This window comes from Leifsonia sp. SIMBA_070, assembly GCF_046534635.1.
GTDB lineage: Bacteria > Actinomycetota > Actinomycetes > Actinomycetales > Microbacteriaceae > Leifsonia.
Window position 1 is genome coordinate 1 of record NZ_JAWRYK010000440.1, and the last position, 262, is coordinate 262.

Below are 262 nucleotides of genomic sequence, written 5' to 3' on the forward strand. Positions count from 1 at the left end.
GGTATGACGAAGGCGCCAGCTTCAAGCAGCTGTACCGCAACGTGGACATCCTCCTCATTGACGACATTCAGTTCCTCGCCAACAAGGACGCCACCCAGGAAGAGTTCTTCCACACCTTCAATGCCCTGCACAACCACAATAAGCAGGTGGTCATCACCTCCGACCTGCCGCCCAAACAGCTTTCGGGGTTTGAGGAACGCATGCGCTCCCGCTTCGAATGGGGCCTGTTGACCGATGTGCAGCCGCCGGAACTCGAAACCCG

General features: G+C 58.0%; 1 protein-coding gene. It reads left to right on the top strand.

Annotated features, from left to right (window positions below):
• On the top strand, positions 1-262 hold a 262-nt coding region (locus SB754_RS21000; RefSeq protein ID WP_410784284.1), incomplete at both ends, for a DnaA ATPase domain-containing protein.